This window comes from Asaia bogorensis, assembly GCF_900465345.1.
In the GTDB taxonomy this organism is placed as follows: domain Bacteria; phylum Pseudomonadota; class Alphaproteobacteria; order Acetobacterales; family Acetobacteraceae; genus Asaia; species Asaia bogorensis_A.
Map to the genome: position 1 here is coordinate 1 of NZ_UEGO01000023.1, position 1994 is coordinate 1994.

The window sequence follows — 1994 nt, forward strand, 5'->3', positions numbered from 1 at the left end:
CTCGCGACCGTTTCGCTCTCGGAACTCAGTTCGCCGGATTCACGCAGAGACAGGAGGGCGCGCACTTTTTTGCGGCTGTCACGAGCGCCGAAATAGTCCGGCTTGGCCATGCGCTCTTGAGTAGGCCCGAGCGGCTTTGCGGCACGGGCAGCGAAAGGCCGATCCTCCGCTTTGGGCTTAGACATTTCGGAGATCGTTGCTGCGATTTCGGGGGATATGGCCATGCCGGAATCCTACCAGAAACAGCCCTCCGGTACAACGAAATCCCTTCACCCCTCACAGGCATCACGCCGCACTACCAAAGTATTCCTGACGCGTAACCCCGCGCGATCCTCACTGCTTAATAACGGCGACGAAGTCGATGTGCATTGAACAGCCTCAAACTCAGTTGCGCGATGCAGGCGAGAATGAGGAGAAAGGCGGACATATAGAGCATAGCTTCCGTGCCATACTCGATCTCGATTTCCATCGCCCTTAAGCTCACGATGAGCAGGCAGAGGGCGAACAACACTAGCGCGGGGATCTGACTTTTCAGCATTTTTCTGATCCTGATTTGGTAACGGTAATCTCCGTTAATTTCGGATCAGGAATCAAATTAAACCTGCGCTGCCAGCGGAAAATTCATTGCGGCTGCCCCCATAGAACCTTGGATCGTCGCCCGTCACGCGCTGGTCGGGGTCTCGGCTGGCGCGCGTGTCGGCTAGGTCGCGCCATATGGGGAAGGGAAGGTCATATGCGCCCTACCCATGGGGTAAACGCCAGATCCCCTTTCGCATACAGAGGATGTCTAGGCTGACCTGCTTTAAGCGGTGCGCCAATCGACATCGGTATTTTGTGATTTTTGCGTATCAAACGGTCCACATCCAAGTATCTCTCCCGGTGGGAACGCGGCAGCATTCGATAATGCACCCCAGGCATAAAGCACTGCGTCCGCCTCTTTAGCCGCTTCCTCAATATGAAAATCGTTGAGTTCGCCGACTGAAACCTTGCGGTCTATGAGATCGGTGACGTCTGGGGAGATCAATGCGAATTTATTTACTATGATAAATCTCTGATAGTTTTCACGAAGGGCAAACCCCATAACCCGACCCAAGGTCCGGTCCCATGTCTCCTCTGTCGATCCTTCCAACACGCCGCCTGCGGTGGATGGGTTTACCATGACGACAAGAAGTGTTCCGCGGCCGCCGTCTCGTACACGTTCGAGGCGATAGCGATATTTACCGCAATCGGAGAATGCAGATTTTTTCTCGCATCGCCATGTGGCTGAGTTACTCATTCGTCCGGCCTCCTGACAGGTTACAGACGGGAAGTAACTGCACACTTTGGGGGAAAGTAATACCCCAGTCTCATCAAACCCCCTCCCCACCAGAAGCGCGCCGCGGCATGTCGCGCGATGTTAGCACGAGGGCGATAAGGACAGCCGCGACGAGAGCCGAGACCGCTCCAACGATACACCCAAACCATGCGGCCACAATCAGACCGACGACATAGGCTAGACATCCATCAAGGATGCACGTCACAAGAGCCATTTTCCGCCCCGTACAACCCCGTCCAATTTCCGACAGTGGGTTTGTCGTCTCACCCTCTGCACCGCCCTCAGCGGCCCGCAAATTGGCTCTCGCGGCATGATATGGCACGGGCTTGGCGATCAGGTGCGTTGCGTCCACTCGTTCGGCCCATCGCGTGCCGAGGTCCATGAGGTCCGTGGGGATCGCCCGTTTCGTCGTTTCGCTCATGCCCGATCCTACCACACCCCGAGTCCCGTTTGTACCGAAATCGCCCGGATTTTCTGGGTTTTCATGCCTGCACCTCGCTCGTCATGAACCGTTCCGCCGCCTCGAACCGGCGCTGCATTTCCTCGATCCGCTCTTGCGTCACGGCCAGCAAATCCCCGTCGAGGTTCAGGAGATCGGCTTTCAGCGCGTCGAGCAGGGGCCAGCCGGTCAGACCCTCAGCGCCGGGTGGTGTGTAGGTGCCGTGCTTGCGGATCTTCG

The 1994-nt window shown here is 56.9% G+C and carries 3 protein-coding genes and 2 pseudogenes; all 5 read right to left on the minus strand.

The genetic code is table 11. The annotated features are described in order from the left end of the window. Positions 1 to 185 (minus strand): annotated as a pseudogene (locus ED655_RS08980) (hypothetical protein); the annotation flags it as partial. Positions 186 to 340: 155 nt separating this feature from the next. After that, positions 341 to 538 carry a hypothetical protein gene (locus ED655_RS08985; protein ID WP_122049892.1) on the minus strand — a complete coding sequence of 66 codons (198 nt, stop codon included), beginning with the start codon at positions 536 to 538 and terminating at the stop codon, positions 341 to 343. 264 nt (positions 539 to 802) lie between these two features. Continuing rightward, entirely contained in the window at positions 803 to 1276 is a 474-nt protein-coding gene (locus ED655_RS08990) for a DUF1643 domain-containing protein (RefSeq protein WP_122049893.1), read from the minus strand. 73 nt (positions 1277 to 1349) lie between these two features. Beyond that, entirely contained in the window at positions 1350 to 1736 is a 387-nt protein-coding gene (locus ED655_RS08995; protein ID WP_122049894.1) for a hypothetical protein, read from the minus strand. Positions 1737 to 1797: 61 nt separating this feature from the next. Continuing rightward, a pseudogene (locus tag ED655_RS09000) lies at positions 1798 to 1994 on the minus strand (hypothetical protein); the annotation flags it as partial.